This is a genomic window from Pantoea sp. MBD-2R (assembly GCF_039134845.1).
Lineage (GTDB): Bacteria > Pseudomonadota > Gammaproteobacteria > Enterobacterales > Enterobacteriaceae > Erwinia.
The window spans coordinates 116,304-142,122 of the sequence record NZ_CP152417.1; the positions used below are offsets into that span (position 1 = coordinate 116,304).

Here is a 25,819-nt window from a genome sequence, read left to right on the forward strand (position 1 = left end):
CACATGCAGGTTAAAGGCCTGGCAGCAAAATCTGCCACTACTTCTCTCGAATCTTTTGAATTCCAACGCCGTGAGCTTCAGGCTGGCGATGTGCACATTGATATCCATTATTGCGGCGTCTGCCATTCCGATCTGCATATGGCGCGCAATGAGTGGGGCGTCAGCGAGTTTCCGCTGGTTCCCGGCCATGAAATCGTAGGCCGTGTACTGAGCACCGGCAGCAACGTCACCGCTTTTAAAGCGGGCGATCTGGTCGGTGTAGGCGTGATGGTGGACGCCTGCGGCCACTGTTCACAGTGCAACCAGGGCGAAGAGCAGTACTGCGAAGCTGGCTTTACCGCGACCTATAACGGTGAAGAAAAAGTCATCGGCGGCAAAACCTTTGGCGGCTATTCCGAGAGCATTGTCGTTGACAGCAAGTTTGTCGTTAACGTACCGGAAAATCTGGAACTGAGCGCCGTCGCGCCTCTGCTGTGCGCAGGCGTCACCACCTGGTCGCCGCTGAAGCACTGGAACATCCAGCCAGGCCAGCGCGTAGGCGTAATTGGTCTGGGCGGCCTGGGTCATATGGCGGTAAAACTGGCAAGCGCGCTGGGCGCTGAAGTGGTGCTGTTCACGACTTCTCCGGCTAAAGGTGCCGATGCGCTGCGCCTGGGAGCCAGCAAAGTTGTGGTTTCAAAGGATAATGAGCAAATGGCCGCCGAAGCCAACAGCCTCGATTTTATCCTTGACTGCGTAGCTGCACCGCACGATCTGGATCCGTACCTCAACACGCTGAAAACCAATGGCCATCTGGTACTGGTTGGCATTCCTGACGCGCCGCATCAGTCGCCAAACGTCACGCCAATCGTGTTTAAGCGCCTGAGCATTTCCGGCACTTCAATCGGCAGCATTCAGGAAACGCAGCAGATGCTGGATTTCTGTGGCGAACATAACATTGTGTCGGATGTGGAAGTGATCCGCATGGATGAGGTGGAAACAGCGTTTGAGCGCATGCTGAAAGGCGACGTGAAGTATCGCTTCGTGATCGATATGAAAGCGGATCAGCGCGGCTAAAGCATCGGGCATGACAGGAGTAGAATAAATTGAACTGAGCCCAACCCTGGTTGGGTTCAGAATTCAGAATCTCATCAAAAATTATTTTTTCTGGTAGCTTTAACAACAGTCTTATTTAATACCAAACAAGTCGCGAGGAAATCCGTCATTGTCATGAAATCCCATTGCTGTCAGGTTGCATCCGGGCAGGTAAGGTTTGTTATCCACTAAATCAGCAATATGCTTAATCCACTTTGAGCCAGTGCCTATCTCTCTTACCAGAAACCATATTACAGCAATCATCCCATACATTCTTTCATAAGCATTTTCATCCATATTCAAACGTTTAAACCAGGGATGGTTTGGCAATGGCATAATCTTTGGTTCGTTAACTTTATTCCAGATACGGGAGTGGTGGGCGCAGCGATTCCTTAGTACATTCATAGCACTGAGCCAGTTCTGAAAAATAGCGCCATTACCAGCAGCAATGCCAAGTCTTGACAATATTTTATTACGATATTTGTCCTTCAGCATCGCATAATATTTTGACATTAAACCAAAATCCCAAACCTCAATAGCCACCCAAAACGGTAGCCCTTCATACCTGCTTTCATGCCATTTTATAAAGTCTTCTCTGCTTTTGGCTATTTCTATTGAATGTCTGGTTAACCATTCTACTCTTGCGCTACAGCGTCCGCGTGAGCGTGGCTGCAAGTGTTTTGGATTTATCAGGGCGTCATCCAGGTATGCAAGAGGTGATATTTTACCTATTTCATGCGCAATCACGGAGCGTACATAAACCTCTATTCGCTCCAAAGCATTCATCATCAGCAGGCGTAATTTTTTGTCGAATAAATATAAGTCGTATACCGCACGGAAATTCGTACCTGTGCGAACGCAATCTAATCGGGTTCTGATATTTTCGGATGTGATGTGCGGGATTCGGCAAGGATACCAGAAACCAGAAAGCCGGTAATAACCAACTTGAGAGATTTTCTTTATTGCGTGGGCGCGGTCAGGTACATCCATGCCACGGGAAACCAACAGATCAATGAGTTGGTCATATTCTTTATGAGCCTTTACCGGATCTGCCATTCAAGAGTTTCCTTACCCTCAGATATAAGAAGGCCCGGCCATAACAATCACCTGCAAGAGACAGGATTCAAGCCAGGGGGCCGGGCTCAGTTATGTTCTAAATTACACTATATAGTTGGTATGTCAACACATCCGGTTGCGCTTTCTTCACGTCATATTGGAAGCAACCATGGCAAAACTCTATATGTAGTTGTTAAAGCGTTTTTCACCGCCATAGAATGTTTTTGCCTGTTAATGTGGTTTTTTTTGTTCAATATCTGATGTGATGAAGTCTTGCCGGGTCTCTGGCAAGACTTCATCAATACTGATTACTGCAACAACGAAATATCCGCTACCTGCAGGAACAGCTCGCGCAGTTTCGCCAGCAGCGTCAGACGGTTGATCCGCACCGCATTGTCGTCTGCGTTTACCATCACCTTCTCAAAGAAGTTATCAACGGCAGTACGCAGCTGCGCCAGCTCGATCAGCGCATCCTGATAACGACCTTCCGCAAAGTAAGGTGCCAGCTTGCTGCTGAGTGCTGAGACATACGTTGCCAGCTGGATCTCTTCATTTTCCTTCAGCAGAGACGCCTGCACGCTGTCGTTTAGCGTCTCGCTGGATTTCGCCAGGATATTGGAAACACGCTTGTTGGCGGCGGCCAGCGTTGCGGCTTCCTCCAGCGTACGGAAGTGAGAAACCGCCTTCATACGCGCGTTGAAATCTGCCGGACGAGTAGGGCGACGAGCCAGTACGGCCTGGATAGTATCCACGCTGTGACCTTCTTCCTGATACCAGGTGCGGAAACGACCCAGCATGAAATCGATCACTTCATCGACCACGTTGGCGTTACTCAGCTTGCTGCCGTACAGGCGAACCGCTTCTTCGGTCAGCGTTTGCAGATCGAGTTGCAGGTTCTTCTCGACGATAATACGCAGCACGCCCAGCGCGGCGCGGCGCAGAGCAAACGGGTCTTTATCGCCTTTCGGATGCTGGCCGATACCGAAGATGCCGGCAAGGGTATCCATTTTGTCGGCAATCGCCAGCGCGCAGGCTACCGGGTTAGAAGGCAGATCGTCACCGGAAAAACGCGGCTGATACTGCTCGTTCAGCGCCACGGCCACGTCTTCTGCTTCGCCATCGTGACGCGCATAGTGCATGCCCATCACGCCCTGGGTGTCGGTAAATTCGAACACCATATTGGTCATCAGGTCGCATTTGGACAGCAGGCCAGCACGGGTTGCATGATTGACGTCCGCACCAATCTGTCCGGCAATCCACCCCGCCAGCGCCTGGATACGGTCGGTTTTGTCGCGTAGCGTACCCAGCTCTTTCTGGAACAGCACGGTTTCAAGACGCGGCAGATTATCTTCCAGACGTTGTTTACGGTCTGAGTTGAAGAAGAACTCGGCATCGGCCAGACGTGGACGAACCACTTTCTCGTTACCGGAAATAATCTGCTGAGGATCTTTCGACTCAATGTTGGTCACAAAGATGAAGTTTGGCAGCAGCTTGCCGGCGTCGTCATAGACCGGGAAGTATTTCTGATCGCCCTTCATGGTGTAAACCAGCGCTTCGGCCGGTACCGCCAGGAATTTCTCTTCAAACTTCGCCGTTAATACCACCGGCCATTCAACCAGCGAGGCGACTTCTTCCAGCAGGCTGTCGCTCAGGTCAGCGTGTCCGCCAATCTGGCGTGCGGCCGCTTCGGCATCGGCTTTGATCTGCGCTTTACGTGCTTCAAAGTCTGGCTGCACTTTACCGCGCTCCAGCAGGATTTGCGGATACTGGTCAGCGTTGTCGATAGTGAATTCCGGCTCGCCCATAAAGCGGTGACCGCGGATTGTGCGGGCAGAGTCGATACCTAAAATCTTAGCCGGGATGCTTTCGTCGCCCAGCAGCAGCGTAACGGTATGGACCGGACGTACAAACTGCACGTCGGAATCGCCCCAGCGCATCAGTTTCGGGATGGGCAGCTTCGCCAGTGACGTCGCGATCATGGCTGGCAGCAGCGACTGCGCGCTTTCACCCTTCATATGAGCGCGATACAGCAGCCATTCGCCTTTGTCGGTGCTCAGACGCTCGGCCTGCTCAACGGTAATGCCGCAGCCGCGCGCCCAGCCTTCGGCAGCTTTGGTTGCCACGCCGTTGGCATCAAACGCAGCGGCAATCGCCGGGCCGCGTTTTTCGACTTCGCGATCTGGCTGCGCAGCGCTCAGACTGGCGACTTTCAACGCCAGACGGCGCGGGGCAGCGTACCAGGTGACGTCGCCATGGGTCAGGCCCGCAGCATCCAGTTCGGCGGTAAAGTTAGCGGCAAAAGATTCGGCCAGATTGCGCAGCGCCTTTGGCGGCAGCTCTTCGGTGCCGATCTCCACCAGGAAAGTTTTTTCAGTCATGGCTGCCTCTTATTTTGTTTTGCACATCGGGAAGCCCAGCGACTCACGCGACGCATAGTAGGCTTCAGCCACGGCTTTAGTCAGGGTACGAATACGCAGGATATAGCGTTGACGCTCGGTCACGGAGATCGCTTTACGCGCGTCCAGCAGGTTAAACGTATGACCCGCTTTCAGAATACGCTCGTAGGCTGGCAGCGGCAGCGGCGTTTCCAGCTCCAGCAGGCTTTTCGCTTCTTTCTCGTACTGCTCGAAGCAGCTAAACAGGAAATCGACGTCGGCGTGTTCGAAGTTATAGGTGGACTGCTCCACTTCGTTCTGATGGAACACGTCGCCGTAGGTGGTTTTCCCCAGAGGGCCGTCGCTCCAGACCAGATCGTAGACGCTGTCCACGCCCTGGATGTACATTGCCAGACGCTCCAGGCCGTAAGTGATTTCGCCGGTAACCGGTTTACATTCCATGCCGCCAACCTGCTGGAAATAGGTAAACTGCGTCACTTCCATGCCGTTCAGCCAGACTTCCCAGCCCAGGCCCCATGCGCCCAGCGTTGGGTTTTCCCAGTTATCTTCCACAAAACGGATATCGTGGATGGTCGGATCCATACCCAGCTCTTTGAGCGAGTCGAGGTAAAGCTCCTGAATATTGTCAGGTGAAGGCTTAATCATCACCTGGAACTGATAGTAATGCTGCAGGCGGTTCGGGTTCTCGCCATAGCGGCCGTCGGTAGGACGACGGGAAGGCTGCACATAGGCCGCCGCCATTGGCTCCGGGCCGATAGCGCGCAGGCAGGTCATTGGGTGAGACGTTCCCGCACCCACTTCCATGTCCAGAGGCTGCACAATGGTGCAGCCCTGGCGTGCCCAGTAATCCTGTAAGGTCAGGATCAGCCCCTGAAATGTCTTGGTATCAAACTTTTGCATGTTGTTTTCGCACGCGATACGGTTTTAAAAGTGGGCGTCAGTATACCCTTTGACCGTCGGTTAGTCAGCCCGATGTTGGCTGAAGGCACTGTACCCACAGCAAAATGCCACAGGCTGTTTCCATCTTGCCCGTGTTCTTGCCTGAAATAGTCAGCGCCTTGCGTTTTACAGTGGGTAAGCCACTCGTTTACCGGATGGAAGTTTTATGTCGATAGAAAGTTCCCCGCCCAGCGCGGCTACATAGCGTTTGAGAGTGGACAGGCGCGGGTCATTATCAACACGTTCCATACGGGCTACGGCAGGTTGTTTAACGCCCAGCGCTATGGCGAGTGCAGTCTGTGAAATTTGCAGCTCTTCACGCATTTGCGCGAGAGTGATTTCGCGGATCATTTCTTCGGCGCGAACCTCGATTTTGGCCCGGCGTTCTGGACTTACCTCTTTCAGTAGTTCATCTAAAGTTGCCATTATCAAACTCCAGTCTTGCCAGATGAGCTTTGTATTCAGCATCGGCTATTTTGATGTATTTTTTATAAAATTTTCGGTCGCCTGTCTTGTCGCCAGCACAAAGGAAAATAGCCTGGCGGACCGGGTCAAATGCGAACAGCGCTCTGATCGGTCTGGCCTCAAATGAAAGGCGTAACTCCTTCATATTTGCATATTTAGAGTCGTTTAAAGTGTCTACCAGTGGCCGTCCAGTCATCGGACCTTCTTTTCGCAATACGATAAATGCAGATAAAATCTCGTCTTGCAAATCCTCTGATTGTTCATGGAACCACCTGTCAAATCGCGCGGTCGTGATGATTTCCCACATGATCGTCCCTGATCGTAGATTATAACGTTTTAGTTATAATCTAAATTATAATGAATTCGTTATAATTTCAAGGCGAGGTTGTTGAACATTCCGCGCCCGGCTACCCTCTGATACGCGTTAATGCGAGCAGAGGATGAAATGAAGGAAAAGATTGTCTGGATAGATAATTTACGTGCGGTGGCCTGCCTGATGGTGATTATGATCCATACCACCACCTGGTACGTGACGAACGCTCCCGCCATTGGCGAGCATACCTGGGATTTATCCAACCTGCTGAATTCCGCCTCACGCGTCTGCGTGCCGATCTTTTTTATGATCTCCGGCTACCTGTTCTTCGGTGAACGCAGCGCGCAGGGACGTCATTTTCTGCGCATTGTGCTGTGCCTGCTGTTTTACAGTACGGTGGCGCTGCTTTATATCACCTGGCTAACGCCAATCAGTCAGAGCATCTCCATCCGGCTGCTGTTACAGAAACCGGTGTTCTATCATTTGTGGTTCTTCTTCGCCGCGATCGCTATTTACCTGCTTTCGCCGCTCATCCAGGTAAAAAACGTCCGGGCAGGCTATCTTGCGGTGGTCACGCTGGTGCTGGCGGTGCTGGCGAATCCCAACACGGTCGAGCGGTCTGTCGGCCATTTTCAGTGGTTGCCGCTGAATCTCTATATCAACGGCGACAGCTTCTATTACGTGCTGTACGCGCTGTTCGGGCGAGCGATTGGCATGATGGATACCGATAAACGAGGCGTTAGCTGGCTGGCGGGAGCGGTATTTATCGCCTGTGTCGCGGGTATTGCGATGGGCACTAAAAAGCAGATGGCCATTAACGGTGCGTTTGCCGATACCTGGTATCTCTACTGCGGGCCGGTGGTTTTTGTTGCTGCGGTCAGTCTGGTGATTGTTTTCAAAAATGCGCTTAATCAGCGAATTTTACCGTTCTTTGGCCTTATTTCGCGTAATTCCCTGCCCATTTACGGTTTTCACGCGTTGTTTATCCACTTCATGCGTACTCACCATCTTGATCACACCGCCCGGCCGCTGCTGGATATTCCGCTGGTTTTCACGATTACGCTGCTGGGCAGCCTGCTGCTGTCGCTGGCGCTGCGCAAAGTCGACAGGCACCATTTTATCAGCTAGTTATCAGCCCGGGTGCTGGCCACTATGCCAGCGCGCCATAGCCCATCACCTCAAGCAGATGACGGGCCTGCTGTACCGCATCCTGCCGGTGCGCGATGCCCATTTTCTGATAAAGATTACGGATGTGCGTTTTGATGGTGGTGGCCGCTACGTCCAGTTCCCCGGCTATCTGCTCGTTGCTGTATCCCGAGTAGATTAGCCCCAGCACCTGCCATTCCCGCTGGGTTAGCGGGCTGGTGCGGATCAGCTCCGGCACCTGCGGATGGGTCAGCAGTTTCGAGACAAACCCCTCGTCAAAATGGGCGAACTTATGGCGATGATGCTGATTTAATTCGCGCAGGATCTGCTGCGCTCGTCGTTGTTCCAGCTCCGGCAGCAGGTTCAGCTGTAGCAACTGCCTCAGCTGCTGCGCCATCATCTCGCCTTCAAGCACGAAATGGCTGATAAAACCGGTGCGGTTGGCCAGGCCCAGCGCTTCAATCAATACGCGCTGTGCGTCGCTTTTTCTTCCCGTTTGCCAGTACAGCAGGTTGCTCAGCAGCAGATTACGGTTCAGATCGCTGATCAGGTGCAGCTGGCGCGCATCGCTGTTTAGCTCGTCCAGCACAACTTCCGCCTCGCTGAACTGCTCCAGCAGAATTTGTACCCGCGCAATCGTCCGCCACTGGCCCTGCTGAAAATGATTGTCCGCCATGCCGGGCTTGCGCGCCTGCTGCAACCAGCGCCGCGCGGCGATTTTATTGTCGGTAAGCTGCCAGTAAATCACCCGAATTTTATCGGTGTTGGTGATCCAGTCGATGTGGTATTGGCCGGTTTTCATCAGCTCTTCGCAACGTTGCAAATAGTGTTGCGCGTTATCAAGCTGGCCGCGAGCGAGCGCGCACTTAGCCAGCATGGCCAGGCACTGTAGCTGCTGCTGAGGCTGAAAGTTGCTTAACACTTCCAGTCCCTGGCGAGCGGCATTCTCTGCGTCGTCCAGCCTTGACCATGACCAAAGTACCTGAGAACGCAGGCGCAGAAGAAACTCGTGCATCGGCAGCTGTTCAAGGTGCTGCTCATGCACCAGTTCGAATGCGCGATCCTGCATCTCGAAGGCGGCCTGTAAAAATCCCTGTGCAATCAGAATTTCACTCTGCTGCAACAGCGCCCAGAGCGCGTAATGATAAACCTGATAGCGTCTGGCAATCTGCTCGGTCTGCTGCATCAGCGGCAGAGCGCGAGCAAAATCGCCTTTGCAGTGCTGAATTTCTCCCGTTACCGACGTGGCAACAATGCGGCTGTAGTAGCTGTCATGCGGTAAAAAACGCAGCGCTTCCGTAGCCAGCCGTCCGGCTTCTTCCTGACGGCCATCATTAATGGCAACCTGTGCGCGAAGGGCATTAAATTCGGCAGCAAGATCCTGCGTCATTGACATATCTCTGCGCTGCATTTCGCTTTCTGCCCGGCAGAGCAACGCATCGACTTCGGCATAGCGATGCTGGCTTTGCACCAGCCAGGCCTGCAACAGCACCAGTTTGGGATTGACGATAAGCTGGTCGTAACGCAGCGCGTTCAGACACTCTTCCAGCAGGGCCAGCTCGCTTTGGTTGAACAGCGACCAGGCGTGCTGTAGCAGGATATGACGCAGCAGGGCGGTATCTTCCGCGCCTAAAGCGTGATGAATGGCCTCGGCCGGAAAGCCCTGAGCCAGCCAGCCTTCTGCGGCAGCCCGGTGAATTTCAGGCAGTGCGGAGGCCAGCTCCCACTGACAGCGCTGACGCAAAAAAGAGGCGAACAGAGGATGGAAATTAAACCACTCGCCGGTATCGTCCATACGGTGAATAAACAGCCCCTGGCTTTCGAGCGCCTCCAGACGCTGCTGCCCGTTGTCGCTGCCGGTCAGGTGGACAATTAACGCATCGTTCATCGAGCGCAGCAGAGAGCAGCGCAGCAGAAAATCACGCGTGGGCGCATCGACTCGATCCAGCACCTCTTCCACCAGATATTGTGATAAATGGCTGGCATTCAGACCGGCCAGCTTGCGGGCAGACTGCTGGGTAGACTGGAGTGCGGGCGTGGAGGACTGGCTGGCGGAAAGCGCGATCAGCTGGAGTGCGGTTGCCCAGCCAGCAACATCATCACAGAGCCGGTTGCTGTCGCTTTTGTCTATCGACTCTTTCAGCCGACAGTCGAAAAACTGTTGGGTTTCGCTGTGGGTAAAAGCCAGCTCGGAGACGATTAATTCAAGCAGCTGGCCTCGCACGCGTAAATTGGCGATGCCCAGCGGAGGCAGGGTACGTGAGAGCAGCAGCAGGGAAAAATTTTCAGGCTGATGGCGTAAAAAAAAGCGCATTCCTTCATGAATATCCCCATTCGAAATCAGATGATAGTCATCAATCACCAGCGTTAACGGCTGATGCCACTCGGCAAGTTCGACAAACAGCTGGGCAAACAGCGCGTTCAGATTGGCATATTGATGCTTCTGGCTTAAGGCTTCGCTTTTCACACAGTGGCCGCCGGTAGCCTGCTGAATGGCCGCGATCAGATAGCTGGCGAAACGCTCCGGCTGGTTGTCGCTCTCATCCAGCGAATACCAGCCCAGCGCGTTTTTCCCCGCTGCCCAGTGCGCTACCAGCGTCGTTTTGCCATAGCCTGCCGGGCTGGTCACCAGCGTCAGTCGATGTTCCGGCACGGCGGCAAGCCGGGTCAGTAAACGTTCGCGTACCACCGTATCTTGCAGCCGCATCGGACGGCTCAGTTTCGAAGGGATAAGCATAGTTTTCGGTTCTTATGAGGGTTGTCAGCGGGTCGGCTAATTATTTCAAAGCCCGTAATTAATCAATTTTTCTAAAGTCCGCCTCCAACGTATTGATTGCAAGCAGGATACGCTTTTATGTTGCATTTAGTCGTACTTCGTCACATTTTTCAAAATACGCATGCCTTATCCAAAATCGAACGGCAGCATCCTTCCCCTACGCCCCGTTTCTCCTCCCTGGCTAATCCCTGCCGGGAGGATGCTCAGCGCTGCATGAATCGGCAGCATGATGGCTATTTATGGACCATGAGGGGTAGTCATGCAGGCTCAATTCAATCAAACAACGTTCCTGTCCGCGCTGGATCGCCAGTGGCAGGGATTTGGTCTGCGTCAGGCGCAGGAAATGACGCAGCATCAATGGTGGCAGGCGGTCAGCGCTGCGCTGGCCGAACAGTTAAACGCCCTGCCTGCGGTTGCTCCGGCCACGCCGCAGCGGCATGTTAATTACCTTTCAATGGAGTTCCTGATTGGTCGACTGACGGCCAATAACCTGAGCAATCTTGGCTGGTTTGAGCAGGTCAGTGCGCTCCTGAAACAGCAGGGGGTTGAACTGAGCGATCTGCTTGAGCAGGAGGTCGATCCCGCGCTGGGAAATGGCGGGCTGGGACGATTAGCCGCCTGTTTTTTGGATTCGATGGCGACCGTCGGCCAGCCTGCTATTGGCTATGGGCTGAATTACCAGTATGGCCTGTTCCGCCAGTCTTTCAGCGAAGGTACGCAGCAGGAAGCGCCAGACCGCTGGCATCGCGAGGCGTATCCCTGGTTCCGACAGCATCGTTCGCTGACCGTCAATGTCGGTTTCGGCGGCAAGCTGATTAAAGAGGCAAAAGGCGGCGAGCGCTGGCAACCTGCGTTCTCATTAAAAGGCGAGGCAAGCGACCTGCCGGTAGTCGGTTATCAAAATGGCATTACTCAGCCGCTGCGCCTGTGGCAGGCGAGCGCCATGTACCCTTTCGATCTCGCTCTGTTTAACGACGGTGAATTTCTGAAGGCTGAGCGGCAGGGAATTGAAGCGGAGAAGCTGACTAAAGTGCTTTATCCGAACGATAATCACCAGCCGGGCAAGCGCCTGCGCCTGATGCAGCAATATTTTCAGTGTGCCTGTTCAGTAGCGGACATTCTGCGTCGCCATCACGCACTCGGGCGAAAAATTGAAGATTTGCCGCAGTTTGAGGTCATTCAGCTAAACGATACCCATCCGACTATCGCCATCCCGGAGCTGCTGCGCATTTTACTGGATGAACACCAGCTCGACTGGGATCGGGCGTGGTCGATTGTCAGCCGCACTTTCGCCTATACCAACCACACGCTGATGCCGGAAGCGCTGGAGTGCTGGGATGAAAAACTGATGCGCAGCCTGCTGCCGCGTCATTTCTCGCTGATTAAACAGATTAACGCACGTTTCAAAAAGCAGGTGGAGAAGCGCTGGCCAAATGATGCCAGCGTCTGGGATAACGTCGCCATCCATCATAACCAGCAGGTGCGAATGGCTAATCTGTGCGTGGTCAGTGGGTTCGCCGTCAATGGCGTTGCCGCGCTGCATTCCGATCTGGTGGTGAAAGATCTGTTTCCGCATTATCACCAGCTGTGGCCGGAAAAATTCCATAACGTCACCAACGGCATCACGCCGCGTCGCTGGCTGAAGCAGTGTAATCCTGCGCTCGCTGCGCTTATCGACAGCAAACTAAATGCTGAATGGGTAACGGATCTCGACGCGTTGAAAGGGCTGGAGGCTTTTGCCGACGATAAGCATTTTCAGCAGCGCTATCGGCAAATCAAGCGTGAAAACAAGCAAAGGCTGGCAGCGTATGTACAGCGAACGATGGGGATCACGCTGAATACGGAGGCGATATTTGATGTGCAGATCAAACGCCTGCATGAGTACAAACGTCAGCACCTGAATTTACTGCATATTCTCTCGCTTTATCGTCAGCTTCGCGACAATCCGCAGCTCGAAACCGTTCCGCGCGTTTTCCTGTTCGGGGCAAAGGCCGCCCCCGGTTATTACCTGGCAAAAAACATTATCTATGCCATCAACAAAGTGGCGGAAAAAATTAACCAGGACCCGCGGATTGGCGACCGTCTGAAGGTGGTCTTTATTCCTGATTACAAAGTCTCGGTGGCTGAACTGATGATCCCGGCAGCCGACGTATCAGAACAAATTTCTACCGCAGGTAAGGAAGCTTCCGGCACCGGCAATATGAAGCTGGCGCTAAACGGCGCGATCACGGTTGGCACGCTCGACGGTGCGAACGTGGAGATTGCTGAACAGGTAGGCAGTGAACATATTTTTATCTTCGGCCATAGCGTGGATGAAGTAAAAGCGCTGCTCCACAAAGGCTACAAGCCGCTGAGCGTGCGTAAAAAAGATAAGCATCTCAACAGCCTGCTGACCGAGCTGGAAAACGGCTTTTTCAGCGACGGTGACAAAGAGGCGTTCAAACCGATGCTGGATAGCCTGCTTGACGGCGGCGACCCTTATTTAGTGCTGGCGGACTTTACCGGTTACTGCGCTGCACAGCGGCAGGTGGATGCGCTGTATGGCGATCCGCAGCAGTGGACTCGCAGCACCATTCTGAATACGGCCAGAGTAGGGATGTTCAGCTCGGACCGGGCGATCCGTGACTATCAACAGCGGATCTGGCAGGCGAAGCGCTAAGGGGTGCATATGGAAGAGAACGTACTGGAGCAGGCCGCCACCGAGGCGGGCATCGCTTCCGGTTTTATTAACGCTCACGGCAAGCCGCAGCCGATCTCCGCAGAAACCCGGCGCGAGCTGTTAAAAGCGATGGGCTGGAGCGTTGAACGCCGACAGACGGCAAGGCCAGTGCCGACGGTAAAAGTGTTTATCAGCGGCGGACGCTTTGCGTTGCCGGTCGAGGGAGAAGGCGAGTATCACTGGCATTTTTGCCAGGAGCAGGGTGCAACGCGACACGGCAGAGTCAACGGCAACATGACGCTGGCACTGCCGGAAAACCTGCCGATGGGCTATCACCTTCTGACGCTGACCCGCGCCGGGCAAAGCTGGGAATGCCGGATCGTTGTGGCACCAAAACGCTGTTACGAACCGGACGCTTTGCTGGCGGGTAAAAAACTCTGGGGCGTCTGTGTTCAGCTTTATACGCTGCGCTCGGCGCATAACTGGGGCATCGGCGACTTCGGCGACCTGTCCTCGCTGGTGGAGAATATTGCCGCCCGGGGCGGTGCCTTTGTCGGCCTTAACCCTATCCATGCGCTCTGTCCGGGTGACCCTGAAGCAGCCAGCCCGTACAGTCCTTCATCCCGCCGCTGGCTGAACATCATTTATATTGATGTCAGCGCGGTGACAGACTTTCGCTTAAGCGCAGCCGCACAGCGTTGGTGGCTTTCTGCTGAGACGCAGCAGGCCGTACGGGCGGCGCGGGAAACTGACGAGGTCGATTATGCCCAGGTGATGGCGTTGAAGCTGGCAGCGCTAAGGCTGGCGTGGCCGCAATTTCTTGCCCGTCACCCGCAGGATGCGGAACGACAGGCATTTTCCCACTTTATTGCACAGGGAGGCGAAAGCCTCTGGTTACAGGCCGCCTGTGACGCGCTGTACGCGCATTTTCTTCAGGAAAGCGGCCAGGCGCAGGGATGGAGCCAGTGGCCGGAAGCGTATCGCGACGCGCGTGGTCCGGCGGTCAAAGCCTTTTGTGAACAGCACGCGCTGGAGGTGGAGTTTTATCTCTGGCTGCAATGGCTGGCCGAAGCGCAGCTTGCACGCTGTTATCAGCTGAGCCGTCAGATGCCGATAGGTTTGTATCGCGATTTGGCCGTCGGCGTGGTGGCCTCGGGCGCTGAAACCTGGAGCGACGGCGAGCTTTACTGCCTGAAGGCGTCGGTGGGCGCCCCGCCGGATATCCTCGGGCCAAACGGGCAGGACTGGGATTTGCGGCCAATGGACCCCCGCACCCTGGTTGACCGTGCCTGTCAGCCTTTTATTGAGCTGTTACGATCGAACATGATCCACTGTGGCGCTTTGCGGATCGATCATGTGATGGCGCTGCTGCGCCTGTGGTGGATCCCGGAGGGAGAGACGGCGGATAAAGGCGCTTACGTCCACTATCCGGTTGACGATTTATTGGCGATTCTGGCGCTGGAAAGCCAGCGGCATCGCTGCATGGTCATCGGCGAAGATTTGGGGACCGTGCCGCTGGAAATTGTCAGCAAGCTGCGCGAAGCCGGCATCTACTCCTGGAAAGTGCTCTGGTTTGAGCGCGATGCGCAGAACAGCTTTCGTGCTCCACAATCCTGGCCGCTTCAGGCGATGGCCACGCTGACCACGCATGATTTGCCGACGCTACGCGGCTACTGGCAAAGCGACGATCTGGCGCTGGGAGAGAAGCTGGGTTTGTATCCTGATAAAGAGGTTTTACAGGCGCTTTATGCCGATCGGGCCAGCGCGCGTCAAAGCCTGCTCGACAGTTTGCATCAGTACGGCTGCATTCCTGCGACAAGTGAAAGGAAGGCGGAACTCACCTCGCTGACGCCCGCGATCCGTCTTGGTCTGCAACGCTATGTCGCCGACAGCGCCAGCGCGCTGCTCGGCTTGCAGCCCGAGGACTGGCTGGATATGCCGACGCCGGTTAACGTTCCCGGCACCAGCAGCGAGTACCCGAACTGGCGGCGTAAACTGACTTCGACGCTGGAAGCGATGTTTGCCGACCCTGAAGTGAACGCGTTAATCAGCGATGTGAACCACCGACGCCGTAAGGTATCGGTGAATTAGAAAAGGGTGGCCGCAAGGCCACCCTTTAGATTACTGACCAACTCAAAGCGCAAGCGACATGAGCCAGCACGGTATTACCCCTTCACGCCCCCGGCGGTTAACCCTCCCACCAGCCAGCGTTGTGCAAGCAAAAACACGGCCGTCACAGGAATGGCGGAGAGAATAGCGGCAGCGGCGAAATCGCCCCATAAATAGTTTTGCGGGTTGAGGTACTGCTGCATGCCGACCGCCAGCGTATAGCTGTTAACATCGCGCAGCAGCAGCGAAGCCACCGGCACTTCAGTAATGGCAGCGATAAACGACAAAATAAACACCACTGCCAGAATCGGCACCGAGAGCGGCAGCAGCACCAGCCGGAACGCCTGCCACGGCGTTGCGCCATCCAGCGCCGCCGCCTCTTCCAGCGAATTATCAATGGATTCAAAATAGCCTTTAATGGTCCAGACATGCAGGGCAATACCGCCCATATAGGCAAAAATCACGCCGCCGTGCGTATTCAGTCCAAGGAAAGGCAGATAGAGGCCAAGGCGGTCAAACAGGGCATAAAGCGCCACCAGCGACAGCACGGCAGGGAACATCTGAAAAATCAGCATGCCTTTCAGCAGCGTACTTTTACCGCGAAACTTTATGCGCGCAAAGGCGTAGGCGCAGGTGGTGGAAAGCGCCACGATACCGACGGCGGTTATCACCGCAATCTTCACCGAATTCCACAGCCAGAGCATCACCGGAAACGGCGGCGGGGTAATGCTGCCGTCATCATTGGTAATAGCGATACCCAGCGCCAGTTTCCAGTGATCCCATGAGAGGGTTTCCGGGATCAGGCTGCCGGTGGCAAAATTACCGGGCCGCAGCGAAATGGCAAAAACCATCAGCAGCGGAAACAGGATCAGGGCGATAAAGCCCAACAGAAAAAGGTGCGTTATCAACAGTCTGATGCGCTGTGACTTCGGTTTTACCATCGCCATATTGCTTCCTCAATCAAATTTCATGCGGGATACTTTCAGGTTGATTATCGCCAGCGCGCCGACCAGCAGGAAAATCAGCGTAGCGATAGCGGCAGCCAGACCAAAATCCTGTCCGCCGCCGCCTTCAAAGGCGATGCGCCAGGTGTAGCTGACCAGTAAATCGGTATGGCCCGCAGGCGTCGTGGTGCCGATTCGGTCGGGGCCGCCGTTGGTGAGCAGCTGGATCAGCACAAAGTTATTAAAGTTAAAGGCAAAGCTGGCAATCATCAGCGGCGTAAGCGGCTTGATCAGCAGCGGCAGCGTGATCAGGAAAAAGTTTTGTATGGGCGTTGCGCCGTCCATTGCCGACGCCTCATAAAGATCGTCGGGAATGGCTTTTAACAGCCCCATACACAAAATCATCATATAGGGGTAGCCCAGCCAGGTGTTGACGATAATCAGCATGGTTTTCGCGGTCAGCGGATCGCTAAACCAGGCGGGCTTGATGCCGAACAGGCTGCCGAGGAGAAGGTTGATTTCGCCAAAGCTCTGGTTAAATAAGCCTTTGAAAATCAGTATTGAGATAAAAGCAGGGACGGCGTAGGGCAGGATCAGCAGCATGCGGTAAACCGCTTTGCCTTTCAGCGCATCCCACTGCACTACGCACGCCAGTACCATCCCGACCGCAGTCGTAAGTACCACCGTCAGTAGAGAAAAAATCACCGTCCAGACAAAAATCGACAGGAACGGTTTCTGGATCCCCTCATCCTGAAAGACGCGCAGAAAGTTTTTCCAGCCAATGCCCACGGTAAAGCCGGGACTGAGCACTTCCGCATCCGCCGACTGATAAAAGCCGGTGCGCATATCAGGCTGATAAACTTTCCCGCTCTGGATGTTGGTCAGCTGTTTGCCATCCTTTCCCAGCTGATAAAGCGGCTGGGTGCCGGAAAACTGCCGCAGCGAGCTCATTCGCAGCAGCGTGCCATCAGGCATCTGTGCAGCCAGCTGGCCCAGCGCCTGACGATTTTGCGTCACGATCCGCAGTCCCGCTTTTTCACCCGTCGGCGCGGCCTGTTTTGTCATGGTCAGCGTTTGCGGCGCATCAGGCGTAAAGGCGAAAGGTGGCGAGACCAGTACGTCGCCGTTTTCAGGCGAGATTAGCGTCAGCCGCCATTTTTCACCTGTCGGCCAGAGCGCAAAATTCCAGGCTTTATCCGCACGAAACTGCCTTTCCAGCAGGACGCTTTGCGCCCGTTCGAAGGTCAATTGATGCAGACTGCTGTAGTTGGTAAACGCGATGACGATAGTGCAAACCAGCGGGAACAGCACAAACAGCGCCATACCGGCCAGGCCCGGATAGATATAGCGCCAGGTATAGGCACGGCGATTGCCATAGATAAACAGACCCAGGCCGGAAAGTACCAGCGTGAGCATGGCGAAAAGGTATTCTCCCCGCGCGTACATCAGCACGATTAAGTAGCCAGCCAGCAGGGCAAAAAGAGTGATGACAGCGCCGCCGGGCGCGCGGCGTAGCAGCGATCTTCTGTCAGAACGGCGAGGGTGAGCCAGAGGCATGGCGCTATCCTTTTCGAGAGGGAGCAGCCGTGAAAGGCTGCCCCTTATTCAGCAGAGGCGAAGGTTATCGGGTAAGGCGTGTTTCGACATCTTTCAGCGCCTGCGGCACGGTCTGACGACCGTTAACGGCGTTGACGATCGCGCTGCGCTCGGCATACCAGAATGCACTCATTTGCGGGATGTTCGGCATGATTTCGCCGTTTTTCGAGTTAGTCATGGTGGCAGCAATACGTGGATCCTGCTCCAGCTTCGCCTGATAAGATTTCAGCGCCACGGCACCGAGCGGCTTGTCTTTATTTACCATCGCCAGCCCCTCATCGGTAATCAGATAATTTTCCAGAAACTCTTTCGCCAGCTCTTTGTTTGGGCTGGCGGCGTTGATGCCTGCGGTCAGCACGCCGACAAAGGGTTTGGATGGCTTACCGTGGAAGGTGGGCAGAACCGCCACGCCATAGTTGATTTTGCTTTTATCAAGGTTGGCCCAGGCCCAGGGGCCGTCGATAGTCAGCGCCGTCTGGCCTTTATTAAAGGCCGCTTCGGCAATCGAATAATCGGTATCGGCGTTGATATGTTTGTTTTTCACTAAATCTACGATGAACTGTAGGCCAGCCAGCGAACCGGCATTATTGACGCCGGTATTTTTGATATCGTATTTGCCGTCGACATATTTAAAGGCGTAGCCGCCATCAGCCGCAATCACCGGCCAGGTAAAATAGGGCTCCTGAAGATTCCACATGATGGCGCTTTTACCTTTGGCACGCAGCGTTTTATCCAGCGCCGGAATTTCTTCCCAGGTCTCAGGCGCTTCTTTAATCAAATCTTTGTTGTAAATCAGCGAGAGGGATTCCACCGCCACCGGATAACCAATCGGCTTGCCGTTAAAGGTCACCGCATCCCAAGTGAACGGGAACAGTTTGTCCTTAAATGCCGGGTCAGGGCTCACTTCCGCCACCAGGCCAGACTGGGCATAGCCGCCAAAACGGTCATGCGCCCAAAAAATGATATCGGGGCCATCGCCGGTCGCGGCCACCTGGGGATACTTCTCTTCCAGCTTGTCAGGATGCTCAACCGTGACCTTGATACCCGTATCCCGTTCAAACTTTTTCCCTACTTCCGCCAGGCCGTTATAGCCCTTGTCGCCGTTGATCCAGATCACCAGCTTTCCTTCCTCGATTTTGGCGAAGGCGGCCGGCGAGAGCGCCAGTGTAGCCAGCGCCGATAGCGCCATGGTGTTTTTTGCGATGTTTTTGATACTGAGCATGAGCGAATCCTTATACCTGTAAGCCGTAGGTTTCTTCACGTCGCAGACGGAAAAGAGGGTCGGGCCAGTGTGCGTTCCGCTGGCTTCGGCTTCATCCTCCTCCAGCCTACGCCCCCGGTCTTCAAACTGTGACTTCGCCTGCACGGGCGCGGACCAATGACTGCTGCTTCACAAAATCAGTCCGCGTTTTTTGCAACAGAGATCACGAAATTGTGCTTTCAGCGACGGGATGGGCCCGCGAGTCGCGTTTCTCCTCCTCCCCGCCTCTCCGCCAGTAAAAACCGGCCCATGGAGGATTACGCCTGACACACACCGCGGCATGCTTCGGAGCAATCAGTTTTCTGGCGGACGGCGAGGAGTACAGGATGGCGAACGTTTCCCTTAGCGGCGTAAGTAAAGTCTTTGGCGAAACAACCATCTCCAGCGACATCAATCTGGAGATTGAGCAGGGCGAGTTTGTGGTATTCGTCGGGCCGTCCGGCTGCGGTAAATCCACCCTGCTACGAATGATTGCCGGGCTGGAAGAGATCAGTTCCGGCGAGTTGAAAATTGGCAACAAGCGGATGAATGAGGTGCCCCCCGCCGAACGAGGCATCGGCATGGTGTTCCAGTCTTACGCGCTCTATCCGCATCTGACGGTCGCCGAAAACATGTCTTTTGGCCTGAAGCTGGCCCGAACCAAAAAAGAGGAAACCGAGCGGCGGGTCAATCAGGTGTCTGAAATCTTACAGCTTGCTCATTTACTGGATCGTCGCCCGAAAGCGCTTTCAGGCGGTCAGCGCCAGCGCGTGGCGATTGGCCGTACGCTGGTGGCAGAACCGACGGTATTTCTGCTCGATGAACCACTTTCCAATCTGGATGCCGCGCTGCGCGTGCAGATGCGCATTGAGATTTCACGCCTGCACAAGCGGCTGAAACGCACGATGATTTACGTCACCCACGATCAGGTTGAAGCGATGACGCTGGCCGACAAAATCGTGGTGCTCAACGCCGGACGCATTGTGCAGGTCGGTCGTCCGCTGGCGCTTTACCACTATCCCGCTAACCGCTTCGTCGCCGGTTTTATCGGCTCTCCCAGAATGAACTTCCTGCCGGTGAAGACGATCGCCGTCGAGCCTGAACGCGTACAGATTGAGCTGCCCGACGGGCAGTGGGTCTGGCTGAAAGTGAGAGGCGACGACGTGATGCCGGGCAGCAATCTGTCGCTGGGCGTGCGACCCGAGCATTTGTTGCCGGGCGAGGGCGCTGAAATACAGCTCACGGGCGACGTGCAGGTGGTCGAACAGCTGGGCAATGAAACGCAGATCCACATCCAAATCCCGGCAATCCGTCAGAACCTGGTCTACCGCCAGAACGACGTGGTGCTGGTAGAAGAAGGTGCAACTTTCGCCATCGGCTTGCCGCCGCACCGCTGTCATCTGTTCCGTGAAGACGGGACGGCCTGCCGTCGGTTACATCCCGAGCCTGGCGTTTAAATGCACAAGTCCCCCTACAGGAGAAGATGATGATAATAATACGTAATTCCTCTCTGGCGCTGGCCGTGGCAGCCGCGCTTTCCACACAGGCGATGGCGGTAGATTTTACCGGTTACGCCCGTTCCGGTATCGGCTGGTCCGGCAGCGGCGGCGAGCAGCAGTGTTTTAAAGCGACCGGCGCGGAGAGCAAGTATCGTCTGGGTAACGAATGTGAAACCTATGCGGAATTAAAGCTTGGGCAGGAAGTGTGGAAAGAAGGGGATAAAAGCTTCTATTTTGATACCAACGTCGCCTACTCGGTGTCGCAGCAGAACGACTGGGAAGCGACCGATCCGGCTTTCCGCGAAGCCAACGTAAAAGGCAAGAACCTGATTGAATGGCTGCCGGGCGCGACGATGTGGGCCGGTAAGCGCTTCTATCAGCGTCATGACGTGCACATGATCGACTTTTACTATTGGGATATCTCCGGTCCTGGCGCAGGTCTGGAAGATATTGACGTTGGCTTCGGTAAGCTCTCTTTTGCCGCAACGCGCAACACCGAAAGCGGCGGCTCTTTTGGCTATATCGCCGATCAGCGTGACGAACTGCCAACATCCAACGACGTGTTCGACGTGCGTCTGGCCGGACTGCAAACCAATCCCGGCGGCGTACTGGAGCTGGGTGTGGATTACGGCCGCGCCAATGCTCGCGATGGCTACTCGCTGGCCGACGATGCAACCAAAGACGGCTGGCTGCTGACGGCTGAGCACACGCAAAGCATCTATAACGGCTATAACAAGCTGGTTGTGCAATATGCCGCAGATTCGATGACTGCTGAAAGCACGGGCACGGCTAACGGACACTCTTCCGGTGCGGCCATCAATAATAACGGCAGTATGCTGCGTCTCCTCGACCACGGCGCGCTGGATTTCAACGATAAATGGGGATTGATGTACGTGGCGATGTATCAGGATACGGACCGCGACAACAATAACGGGACGACCTGGTACACCGTTGGGGTACGGCCGATGTACAAATGGACGCCGATCATGAGCACCCTGCTGGAAGTGGGCTACGACAACGTCAAATCGCAGCGTACCGGCGACCGCAACGGCCAGTATAAAGTGACGCTGGCGCAGCAGTGGCAGGCGGGTGACAGCATCTGGTCACGGCCGGCAATCCGCGTGTTTGCTACCTACGCAAACTGGGATGAGAAATGGGGCTATGACACCGACAGCGGCGTCAACAATGGTCTGGCGATGAACGATACGACTGCCCGTACCTACAGCCGTGGCAACGATGATGAAATAGCCTTTGGCGCGCAGATGGAAGTCTGGTGGTAATCGAGGGATCCCAAATGAAAAAAACGCTGCTGTCTCTGTGTCTGTCGCTAAGCCTGATCGCTGGCGCGCAAGCTGCTCAACAGGATGCGGCTGCGGCACCGAAAATTTCTGCCCAGACGCTACATAGTCTCACGTGGACGCCGCTGGTGCCGCCGATCACGCAGGACGTCGTGCTCAATACGTCTACAACGCGGATCGGCCAGGGTGAAATTCAGGGCGCGGCGGCAGCCTTCTCTCTGCCTGCCGATCGCGGGTCGCTGGAAATTGTGTTAACCAGCCTGGTAACGGGTAAAACGGTGTATGCGCCTAACGTGCTGGTACTTGACGAGCAGATGCGTCCGGCGGCGTTTTATCCTGCCAGCTATTTCCCCTATCAGCCGCCTGGCCTGGTTTCCAGCGATCGGCTGGAAGGAACGCTGAAGCTGACGCCTGCGCTGGGACAGAAACAAATCTACCTGCTGGTCTACACCACGCAGCAGGATTTGCAGGCTACCACGCAGATGGTTAACCCTGCCAAAGCCTATGCGGCGGGCGTGGGCAATGCGGTGCCGGATATCCCGGATCCCGTTGCGCGACATACGCCTGGCGGCACGCTCAGCCTGAAGGTTACGGCCGAGCAAAAAGCCGGTAACGTGATGATCGGCCAGCTGTTCCCTTCATCCGATCCGGCACCCGCAGCGCCGGCTGTCGTTGGCAATAGCGTCCGGCCAGAATCGGCTCCTCCGGCTAAACCGGCGGAACCAATGCTGGCAGAATCGGACGCTTATTTTAACGAGGCGATTAAAAACGCCATCAAGGCCGGAGACGTGGATAAAGCGTTGAAGCTGCTGAACGAAGCCGAGCGGCTGGGTTCAAAAACGGCGCGTAAAACCTTTATTGACAGCGTTAAGCATTAACATAACGTCCGGGTTTTTTGCCCGGACATTACTCCTGCCAGCGCTGGAGCGCCCGCCTCAGCTGTCGCGAGGACGAAAATCCTGCCGACAACGCCGCTTTTTCCACGCCTTCGCCTTGCTGGAGCTGCTGCTGGGCAATCGCCAGCCTTAGCTGCTCATGATAATCCTTTACGCTGATCCCTAAATGCTGTCTGAACAGCCGCGTCAGATGCCGGGCGCTGACGTGAACGCGGCCGGCAATTTTCTCCAGCGGCCACGCCTGCTCCGGTTGGGCAATCAGTAAATCCTGGGTGCGATGAATCGCCGGGTTGATATGGTTGCGATAGCGTAGCCACGGCGACAGCTGGGGATCGTCGCCTGAACGACGGAACCAGACCACCATTTCACGGGCGACATCCAGCGCCATCTGCGAGCCACACAGCCGATGAATCAGATGCAGTGCCAGATCGATGCCCGCCGTAATGCCGGCGCTGGTCCAGATGCCGCGATCCTCCATGAATATGCGATTTTCTTTGACGATAGCCGCCGGTTCGGCGCTTTTCAGCCGTGAAACTACATCATGGTGCGTGGTGCACTGTACGCCGTGCAGCAGGCCGCTACGTGCAGCCAGGATTGAACCCGAACAGATGCAAACCAGGGTGATTTCCCGCGCGTGGATCGCGGGCTGCATCCGCATCAGCCAATGGCGCGCGGCCATAGCCTGCGGCGTATCAAACGAAACGCTGGAATCCGCCATTCCCGGCACAACCAGCAGGCTGCCTGCCGGTAAACTGTCCGGCAGCGGCGCAAGATGACCGATCATCATCCCGGTAGAGGTTGAGACACATTCGTCTGGGCCGATGTAGTGCAGGCTGAATGCGCCCTTTGCCAGCTGTAGCGTCTCTGCCGGACCGCTAATATCCAGCATCATCACGCCTGGTAGCGTTAAAAACCATACCGGGATAGCCAATATCAGCTCCGTGCCTTAAGGCAATTTCAGGTCATTCAGACATTCTTCCACGCTGGCAATCTTAGCGAAGCGGTTTATCAGCACGCTTTCAGTGTAATGGCGTAAATCGGCGATGCTCAACGTTGTCCCGTTATGGGTAATGGGGAAAGTCAGCGTGGCCTCAGTGACAAAAGTCACCTGATAACCCAAATCGGACGCCACGCGCGCCGTGGTTTCGCAGCACTGCTCGGTGCGCAATCCGCTGATAATAAGGTGTTTCACAGCGTGTTCTCGCAGCCAGCTTTCCAGCCCCGATTCAGTTAACGCGTTATGGACCTTTTTCTGCACGCTATATGCCGCCTGATGATTGAGAAACGGCAGGCGTTCAACCCGTCCTGACGCCAGCGAGAACGGGCCTTCTGGCTCAACATGGAACACATCAACGATCGGAACCGCGCTTTGCTGACAGCCTGCAATCAGCTGGCTGAGCTTTTGTTCGAAGGCGGGCGTGTCCAACGTTTCCTGATAGCCACGATGATAGAAAGAGCACTGAGCGTCAATCACTAATAGCACGGTATGGGTCATTTACGGACTCCGCAGGAAAAGGGCTGGAAGGCAATAATGGCGGGAAACAGGGGGGATAAACAGGCCAGAAACGGACACGATCGGGACAGGGAAGGACCAGTGATCTGACAGGGGAAAATGAGCGGATAAAGAGCAATGGCTTTAAAGTCGTGCTGGGTAAGCGTCAGGCCCGAAAGCCTGACTGGGCAATAAACTATTTATAAAGCGGCAGATTGCCGGTTAACTTAGCAATCTTTTTCTTTGGGCCGATCAGGCCAATCGCCACCAGTTCAATATTATCGCTGCTAACCGAAGAAATCTTTTCGCCATACTCCTTATAAGTTTTACAGGACTGCGCCAGCGCGCTAAAAGGCATGGCATAAATATCCGCATCCTCCTCAGCAATGTGCTGCAACGCCTGAATAGTGTCGCCCACTGCCAGCAGCACCGGCAACGGGCTGTAAATAACGCCGGGATAGTTAACCGCATCAAGGGATTGCATATCCGGACCGACCAGATTTTCCATGGTGCGGCCAAAGCTGATGCCGATAACGCTCGCCGCATTGATGGCGAGTCCGGCGGGAAGATCTTTATCAATAATAATGGTACAGCGATGCTGACTGGCGTCGAATTTCATCGGTTTCCCCTGGGGTTGTACGCTATGAACGATTGCAGAAAGAGCGGATAAGGCATTAATTTTGTGAAAACAATTATGCCTCAGCACCGCGGGTATTTGTGACCTGTATCGCTTGCTGCTGCCGCCCGCTTCGGTAAAAATTACCGCTTTAAAGCCAAAAAAAGAAAGGACTGGACCACGATGGCGTTAGTCACGACAGAAATGAAGATCCTGAAGCTTTTGCAGGACGATGCACGCATCACTAATCAGGTTCTGGCTGAAAAAATTGGCATGTCGGCCTCGCCCTGCTGGCGAAAAGTGCGCAAGTTTGAAGAGGATGAAGTGATTCAGGGCTATCGGGCCGTGCTGAATCGTAAAAAAATCGGGCTTGGCGTGATGGTGTTCATTCGCGTAGCCATCGACAGTCACAGCGAGGCCGAAGCGAGGAAATTTGAAGAGGAAGTCACCGCGCTGGAAGACGTGGTGGCCTGCTACAGCATTGGCGGCGATGCCGATTTCCTGTTGCAGGTAGTGGCCCAGGATCTGGATTCTTATGCCGACTTTGCCATGTCGGTGGCTCGCCGCCTGCCTGGGATCAAAGAAATGCAGAGTATGTTTGTACTGAAAGAGATTAAGCCGCTGATCGCTTATCCGATTAAAAAAACGCTGGGATAAGACAGCCGCTACTGTAGCAATCAGAGCGGCTAAACGGCGAGAAGTTAAACCCCGTCATTTTCATATCGGCAGTGCATCATTTTATTTTTTCATCTTACTTAATTTTTATCAATTTTGACCGCTATTGATAGTAACGGTGGTATTTATTCAGATTTTTCATCCGCTTAAATATCATAATTTTATCAATATCATTATGCCTCTCTGATTCAGGAGGTAATGGTATACCTTCATTCATCGGGGGGGCTGGTTGATTTAACTGTAAATTTATTCTTTTTGTCTCATTTTAAAAAAGCATTATCTTTTTGTGCATAACACATGGCCACAACAGAATTTATTGGGGAAAAAATGAATTTTCAATTAATAATTAAGGACGTTAAAGGTAATATTGTCGCAAAGCATACCTTAAATGCCAATCAATCTCTTTCCCTTAAGACGCCGCTACACGCTGTATCATTTGAAGTGCACAGCAATGACGGCCATCCTCCTAAAAAAATTATCGCGAAGAAAGTAAACGACACGCTTAATTTGGAAGTCGTCGACGATATTACGGGCGAACAATATGATGTCGTTCTGGAGAATTATACATCGAATCAGCCGCCGGCTATCACTGCTTCTGGCCCTGATGGCGTCATTTATCTCTACGAATAT

20 protein-coding genes are annotated in these 25,819 nt (G+C 54.5%); 8 read left to right on the forward strand and 12 right to left on the reverse strand.

The features are described 5' to 3' along the window. Nucleotides 1-3: 3 nt before the first annotated feature. The gene (locus AAGQ96_RS00505; protein WP_147193717.1) at nucleotides 4-1,056 is read left to right on the forward strand and encodes an NAD(P)-dependent alcohol dehydrogenase; all 1,053 of its coding nucleotides are present in this window, start codon (nucleotides 4-6) and stop codon (nucleotides 1,054-1,056) included. Between the two features lie 111 nt (nucleotides 1,057-1,167). Here the strand turns inward: AAGQ96_RS00505 and AAGQ96_RS00510 are convergent, their stop codons facing one another. From AAGQ96_RS00510 to AAGQ96_RS00530, 5 genes are all read right to left on the reverse strand, one after another. Next, nucleotides 1,168-2,130 carry an Abi family protein gene (locus AAGQ96_RS00510; protein ID WP_342754572.1) on the reverse strand — a complete coding sequence of 321 codons (963 nt, stop codon included), beginning with the start codon at nucleotides 2,128-2,130 and terminating at the stop codon, nucleotides 1,168-1,170. A gap of 308 nt (nucleotides 2,131-2,438) precedes the next feature. Continuing rightward, a complete protein-coding gene (glyS, locus tag AAGQ96_RS00515) occupies nucleotides 2,439-4,508 on the reverse strand; it encodes a glycine--tRNA ligase subunit beta (protein ID WP_342754573.1) in 2,070 nt (689 codons plus the stop codon). Between the two features lie 9 nt (nucleotides 4,509-4,517). Then, the gene (gene glyQ / locus AAGQ96_RS00520; RefSeq protein ID WP_147193721.1) at nucleotides 4,518-5,426 is read right to left on the reverse strand and encodes a glycine--tRNA ligase subunit alpha; all 909 of its coding nucleotides are present in this window, start codon (nucleotides 5,424-5,426) and stop codon (nucleotides 4,518-4,520) included. 165 nt (nucleotides 5,427-5,591) lie between these two features. After that, complete coding sequence (locus AAGQ96_RS00525) at nucleotides 5,592-5,891, reverse strand: helix-turn-helix domain-containing protein (RefSeq protein WP_147193723.1); 300 nt, start codon at nucleotides 5,889-5,891, stop codon at nucleotides 5,592-5,594. After that, nucleotides 5,875-6,237: a type II toxin-antitoxin system RelE/ParE family toxin gene (locus AAGQ96_RS00530; RefSeq protein ID WP_147193725.1), complete on the reverse strand. Its 363-nt coding sequence runs from the start codon at nucleotides 6,235-6,237 to the stop codon at nucleotides 5,875-5,877. The genes AAGQ96_RS00525 and AAGQ96_RS00530 overlap by 17 nt, the downstream gene beginning before the upstream one ends. Before the next feature lie 138 nt (nucleotides 6,238-6,375). On the opposite strand from AAGQ96_RS00530, the gene AAGQ96_RS00535 reads away from it, so the two are divergent. Then, on the forward strand, nucleotides 6,376-7,371 hold the full coding sequence (locus tag AAGQ96_RS00535) for an acyltransferase (RefSeq protein WP_342754575.1): 996 nt from the start codon (nucleotides 6,376-6,378) through the stop codon (nucleotides 7,369-7,371). Between the two features lie 22 nt (nucleotides 7,372-7,393). Here AAGQ96_RS00535 and malT read toward each other — a convergent pair whose 3' ends face one another. After that, a complete protein-coding gene (gene malT, locus AAGQ96_RS00540; RefSeq protein WP_342754576.1) occupies nucleotides 7,394-10,126 on the reverse strand; it encodes an HTH-type transcriptional regulator MalT in 2,733 nt (910 codons plus the stop codon). Between the two features lie 298 nt (nucleotides 10,127-10,424). On the opposite strand from malT, the gene malP reads away from it, so the two are divergent. Then, nucleotides 10,425-12,824 (forward strand): maltodextrin phosphorylase, encoded by a 2,400-nt coding sequence (gene malP, locus AAGQ96_RS00545; RefSeq protein ID WP_342754577.1) that lies wholly within the window; start codon nucleotides 10,425-10,427, stop codon nucleotides 12,822-12,824. 9 nt (nucleotides 12,825-12,833) lie between these two features. Continuing rightward, nucleotides 12,834-14,915 carry a 4-alpha-glucanotransferase gene (gene malQ, locus AAGQ96_RS00550; protein WP_342754578.1) on the forward strand — a complete coding sequence of 694 codons (2,082 nt, stop codon included), beginning with the start codon at nucleotides 12,834-12,836 and terminating at the stop codon, nucleotides 14,913-14,915. A 74-nt stretch (nucleotides 14,916-14,989) separates the two neighbouring features. On the opposite strand, the gene malG is transcribed toward malQ, so the two are convergent. From malG to malE, 3 genes are all read right to left on the reverse strand, one after another. Further along, nucleotides 14,990-15,880, reverse strand: coding sequence for a maltose ABC transporter permease MalG (malG, locus tag AAGQ96_RS00555; protein WP_147193735.1), 891 nt, complete (start codon nucleotides 15,878-15,880; stop codon nucleotides 14,990-14,992). A gap of 9 nt (nucleotides 15,881-15,889) precedes the next feature. Further along, the gene (gene malF / locus AAGQ96_RS00560) at nucleotides 15,890-17,434 is read right to left on the reverse strand and encodes a maltose ABC transporter permease MalF (RefSeq protein WP_342754579.1); all 1,545 of its coding nucleotides are present in this window, start codon (nucleotides 17,432-17,434) and stop codon (nucleotides 15,890-15,892) included. Nucleotides 17,435-17,498: 64 nt separating this feature from the next. Beyond that, nucleotides 17,499-18,695, reverse strand: a complete 1,197-nt coding sequence (gene malE / locus AAGQ96_RS00565; protein WP_147193739.1) for a maltose/maltodextrin ABC transporter substrate-binding protein MalE — start codon at nucleotides 18,693-18,695, stop codon at nucleotides 17,499-17,501. Between the two features lie 365 nt (nucleotides 18,696-19,060). Here malE and malK point away from each other — a divergent pair, with 365 nt between their 5' ends. From malK to malM, 3 genes are read left to right on the forward strand one after another with little or no spacing between them, the layout of a single operon-like run. Then, complete coding sequence (gene malK, locus AAGQ96_RS00570; RefSeq protein ID WP_147193741.1) at nucleotides 19,061-20,170, forward strand: maltose/maltodextrin ABC transporter ATP-binding protein MalK; 1,110 nt, start codon at nucleotides 19,061-19,063, stop codon at nucleotides 20,168-20,170. Between the two features lie 29 nt (nucleotides 20,171-20,199). After that, complete coding sequence (locus AAGQ96_RS00575; RefSeq protein ID WP_147200479.1) at nucleotides 20,200-21,492, forward strand: maltoporin; 1,293 nt, start codon at nucleotides 20,200-20,202, stop codon at nucleotides 21,490-21,492. Nucleotides 21,493-21,506: 14 nt separating this feature from the next. Next, nucleotides 21,507-22,388, forward strand: coding sequence for a maltose operon protein MalM (malM, locus tag AAGQ96_RS00580; protein ID WP_342754580.1), 882 nt, complete (start codon nucleotides 21,507-21,509; stop codon nucleotides 22,386-22,388). A gap of 28 nt (nucleotides 22,389-22,416) precedes the next feature. Here malM and AAGQ96_RS00585 read toward each other — a convergent pair whose 3' ends face one another. From AAGQ96_RS00585 to AAGQ96_RS00595, 3 genes are all read right to left on the reverse strand, one after another. Then, complete coding sequence (locus AAGQ96_RS00585; protein ID WP_147193745.1) at nucleotides 22,417-23,337, reverse strand: helix-turn-helix domain-containing protein; 921 nt, start codon at nucleotides 23,335-23,337, stop codon at nucleotides 22,417-22,419. Nucleotides 23,338-23,352: 15 nt separating this feature from the next. Next, complete coding sequence (locus AAGQ96_RS00590; RefSeq protein ID WP_342754581.1) at nucleotides 23,353-23,901, reverse strand: isochorismatase family protein; 549 nt, start codon at nucleotides 23,899-23,901, stop codon at nucleotides 23,353-23,355. Between the two features lie 193 nt (nucleotides 23,902-24,094). Then, nucleotides 24,095-24,517: a DUF2000 domain-containing protein gene (locus AAGQ96_RS00595; RefSeq protein ID WP_342754582.1), complete on the reverse strand. Its 423-nt coding sequence runs from the start codon at nucleotides 24,515-24,517 to the stop codon at nucleotides 24,095-24,097. A gap of 180 nt (nucleotides 24,518-24,697) precedes the next feature. Here AAGQ96_RS00595 and AAGQ96_RS00600 point away from each other — a divergent pair, with 180 nt between their 5' ends. Continuing rightward, nucleotides 24,698-25,171 (forward strand): Lrp/AsnC family transcriptional regulator, encoded by a 474-nt coding sequence (locus AAGQ96_RS00600; protein ID WP_342754583.1) that lies wholly within the window; start codon nucleotides 24,698-24,700, stop codon nucleotides 25,169-25,171. Nucleotides 25,172-25,819 lie beyond the last annotated feature (648 nt).

What these genes read in the sequence shown, in the direction of transcription:
- AAGQ96_RS00505 (WP_147193717.1), top strand. Translation starts at nt 4, where the DNA reads ATGCAGGTTAAAGGCCTGGCAGCAAAATCTGCCACTACTTCTCTCGAA.
- AAGQ96_RS00510 (WP_342754572.1), bottom strand. Translation starts at nt 2,130, where the DNA reads ATGGCAGATCCGGTAAAGGCTCATAAAGAATATGACCAACTCATTGAT.
- glyS (WP_342754573.1), bottom strand. Translation starts at nt 4,508, where the DNA reads ATGACTGAAAAAACTTTCCTGGTGGAGATCGGCACCGAAGAGCTGCCG.
- glyQ (WP_147193721.1), bottom strand. Translation starts at nt 5,426, where the DNA reads ATGCAAAAGTTTGATACCAAGACATTTCAGGGGCTGATCCTGACCTTA.
- AAGQ96_RS00525 (WP_147193723.1), bottom strand. Translation starts at nt 5,891, where the DNA reads ATGGCAACTTTAGATGAACTACTGAAAGAGGTAAGTCCAGAACGCCGG.
- AAGQ96_RS00530 (WP_147193725.1), bottom strand. Translation starts at nt 6,237, where the DNA reads ATGTGGGAAATCATCACGACCGCGCGATTTGACAGGTGGTTCCATGAA.
- AAGQ96_RS00535 (WP_342754575.1), top strand. Translation starts at nt 6,376, where the DNA reads ATGAAGGAAAAGATTGTCTGGATAGATAATTTACGTGCGGTGGCCTGC.
- malT (WP_342754576.1), bottom strand. Translation starts at nt 10,126, where the DNA reads ATGCTTATCCCTTCGAAACTGAGCCGTCCGATGCGGCTGCAAGATACG.
- malP (WP_342754577.1), top strand. Translation starts at nt 10,425, where the DNA reads ATGCAGGCTCAATTCAATCAAACAACGTTCCTGTCCGCGCTGGATCGC.
- malQ (WP_342754578.1), top strand. Translation starts at nt 12,834, where the DNA reads ATGGAAGAGAACGTACTGGAGCAGGCCGCCACCGAGGCGGGCATCGCT.
- malG (WP_147193735.1), bottom strand. Translation starts at nt 15,880, where the DNA reads ATGGCGATGGTAAAACCGAAGTCACAGCGCATCAGACTGTTGATAACG.
- malF (WP_342754579.1), bottom strand. Translation starts at nt 17,434, where the DNA reads ATGCCTCTGGCTCACCCTCGCCGTTCTGACAGAAGATCGCTGCTACGC.
- malE (WP_147193739.1), bottom strand. Translation starts at nt 18,695, where the DNA reads ATGCTCAGTATCAAAAACATCGCAAAAAACACCATGGCGCTATCGGCG.
- malK (WP_147193741.1), top strand. Translation starts at nt 19,061, where the DNA reads ATGGCGAACGTTTCCCTTAGCGGCGTAAGTAAAGTCTTTGGCGAAACA.
- AAGQ96_RS00575 (WP_147200479.1), top strand. Translation starts at nt 20,200, where the DNA reads ATGATAATAATACGTAATTCCTCTCTGGCGCTGGCCGTGGCAGCCGCG.
- malM (WP_342754580.1), top strand. Translation starts at nt 21,507, where the DNA reads ATGAAAAAAACGCTGCTGTCTCTGTGTCTGTCGCTAAGCCTGATCGCT.
- AAGQ96_RS00590 (WP_342754581.1), bottom strand. Translation starts at nt 23,901, where the DNA reads ATGACCCATACCGTGCTATTAGTGATTGACGCTCAGTGCTCTTTCTAT.
- AAGQ96_RS00595 (WP_342754582.1), bottom strand. Translation starts at nt 24,517, where the DNA reads ATGAAATTCGACGCCAGTCAGCATCGCTGTACCATTATTATTGATAAA.
- AAGQ96_RS00600 (WP_342754583.1), top strand. Translation starts at nt 24,698, where the DNA reads ATGGCGTTAGTCACGACAGAAATGAAGATCCTGAAGCTTTTGCAGGAC.